The 2,419-nt window shown below is 35.6% G+C and carries 4 protein-coding genes; all 4 read left to right on the plus strand.

From position 1 onward, the window contains the following. Positions 1–185: hypothetical protein (locus JU82_RS00005; RefSeq protein WP_037945392.1), on the plus strand; the 185-nt coding region annotated here is incomplete at its 5' end. A 381-nt stretch (positions 186–566) separates the two neighbouring features. Next, positions 567–1,229 carry a hypothetical protein gene (locus JU82_RS00010; protein WP_294891819.1) on the plus strand — a complete coding sequence of 221 codons (663 nt, stop codon included), beginning with the start codon at positions 567–569 and terminating at the stop codon, positions 1,227–1,229. Further along, positions 1,168–1,839, plus strand: a complete 672-nt coding sequence (locus JU82_RS00015; RefSeq protein WP_294891820.1) for a hypothetical protein — start codon at positions 1,168–1,170, stop codon at positions 1,837–1,839. The genes JU82_RS00010 and JU82_RS00015 overlap by 62 nt, the downstream gene beginning before the upstream one ends. 45 nt (positions 1,840–1,884) lie before the next feature. Continuing rightward, positions 1,885–2,419 (plus strand): DEAD/DEAH box helicase (locus tag JU82_RS00020; protein ID WP_037945396.1); only part of this gene is annotated, 535 nt, incomplete at its 3' end.

A 2,419-nucleotide genomic window follows, 5' to 3' on the forward strand; every position in this document is an offset into this window, starting at 1 on the left:
AAACCCGTGAAAAAGTTGCGGAAGAAAAAATAAGTTGTAAATTTGTATTCAATAATAGGAGCTACATGAGAACGAAAACATTAGTATTACATACTGCCAGCACTGGTAGACAAGATCCGAAAAAGGTTGCGGTAGCTCCTCCCTTATCGGATTTTTGTTTTACTGGTGCTGGCTTCATATTATAGTTATGAAGTTAAGGGATAAGCCATCTATTAGAGATATGGTGTATAATAAGTATGGAGGACGGTGTGCATATTGCGGGTGTGAATTAAGTAGAGATTTATTTCACATTGATCATATAGATGCAAAATTCAGAGGATCATCTGATCGTGAAATAGAAAGATACGGACGCATAAGAGGGAAGGATGTTATAATGAATTTTAATCCCAGTTGTATTTCATGTAATTCCTCTAAAAGTACATTGACTATAGAAAAATGGAGGGCAGAAATTGCATTAAAAATAAAGCGAATAAATAGGGATGTTTCAGGATATAGGCTATTGAGGCGGTTTAATCTTATCAAAGAAACTAATAACCCAGTAATTTTTTATTTTGAAAAATATCACAATGAATAAAGATTTTGCCTTCTTATTTAAGCCGGGTGACTACCTTAGAGATACACAATGTCTCAGTGAAAGAGCACAGGTTGCCTATGATCGCATCATGTGTGAACATATGAGAAACATATGTATAACACAGCAACAACTAAACTTCTTCACAAAGCGCCTGACTGAAGATGAAAAGGCTGAACTTTTAATGATAGTGGATAAAATTGATGGGGGGTATGAAATTAATTGGGTTGCCGAAAGTATCAGAGAACGAATTGCTTATAGTGAAAGTAGGAGTAAAAATAGAATGGGAAAGAGTAAAAAACATATGAAAACATATGTTAAACATATGGAAGGTGATAGTGATAGTAAAGGTTATAATGAATTATTAAGTAAGGTTGTAAGTAAAAATAACATTGAATTACCTGATGGATTTGAAAAATTGATTTTGGAGTGGCTTAAATACAAATCAGAGAAAGGACAGTCATACAAAGAGACAGGATTAAAAACCTTGATAAATGTTTTCATAAAAACATCTGGCGGCGATAAAAAAATAGGTCGTGAGATGTTGGATTATTCAATGTCAAAAAATTACACCGGACTTTATAAAGAAAAAAACAATGCAGGAAATTCAGGAAGTAATAAAATCGATCCTAAGCGGACAAACAGCTACTGGGATTAAGAGGCTTCAATATATGCCTTACAAAATAGACGTGGCTATGAAATATCTCAATCAGATTGGATTGTCATTTGAGCCAAAATTTGAATTAACATCTGAACAGGAGGATGTTTATATTGAACTTATAAAATATATTCATGGTGATCCTGGATTTAATGGCACACTCGAAAAGGGGCTTTTGTTAATTGGGCCTTCAGGTACAGGCAAAACTCTTGCCATGAAAATCATTCAGGCATATAGAATGATTGACGACACGTTCTATTTAAAAGACGGTAAGCCCTACCGGATGAACTTCGATATTTACCACGTTAATGACATTGTGAGCAGGTTTATAGAAGACGGGTTTGATGGCATTGATTTATATTGTCGCAGATACGTCGCCTGTTTTGATGACATCGGAACAGAGATTGAGCAGGTGAAGCATTACGGCAATAAACTTGATGTGATGAGCCATATATTTGCCGAACGTTACGCTCATGGGTTGCTTACTTTTGGCACAAGTAACTTTCCGGTGTCGGTATTGGAAGAAAAGTACGACGACAGAACAATAAGCCGGATGTATGCCTTATTCAACTTTGTTATTATGAAAGGCAAAGATTTTCGCAGGACATGATAAATATCATTTCAAATAATAAACCTATAAGTTAATTTTGAGACTATGAACTATGAAGAGTTTTTAAATAAAAAGAAACACAATTCAATAGATTACGGGATAACTCCGAAGTTTATGCCTGATATTATGTTTGACTTTCAAAAGCACGTTGCCGACTATGCAATAAGAAAGGGCCGGTGTGCGGTGTTTCTTGACACAGGACTGGGTAAGACTATTATTGAGTTGGTTGTTGCATCAAATTACGTTCAGGCAACTAATAAGCCCGTCCTGATTATTACCCCGCTTGCTGTTGCAAACCAACATCTTTTAGAGGCTAATAAGTTTGGCATTGAAGATGTGGAGCATACCAGGGACGGCAAGTTTAAAAAGAAGATTGTGCTAATAAATTATGAACGTTTGCATTATCTCAATTCGTCTGACTTTGATTGTGTCATTCTCGACGAGAGTTCAATATTAAAGAACTTCGACGGTGCTATTAAGAACCAGATCAATACGTTTCTGAAAAAAGTAAATTACAGGTTTCTGTTCACCGCAACTCCTTCACCTAACGACTACATTGAATTAGGTACAAGCTCTGAGG

Origin of the sequence: Sulfuricurvum sp. MLSB, assembly GCF_000747095.1 — a bacterium.
Classification (GTDB): Bacteria; Campylobacterota; Campylobacteria; order Campylobacterales; family Sulfurimonadaceae; genus Sulfuricurvum.

Bases quoted from the DNA above. Each gene is read 5' to 3' on its own strand.
- JU82_RS00010 (WP_294891819.1), top strand. From the start codon at position 567: ATGAATAAAGATTTTGCCTTCTTATTTAAGCCGGGTGACTACCTTAGA.
- JU82_RS00015 (WP_294891820.1), top strand. From the start codon at position 1,168: ATGCAGGAAATTCAGGAAGTAATAAAATCGATCCTAAGCGGACAAACA.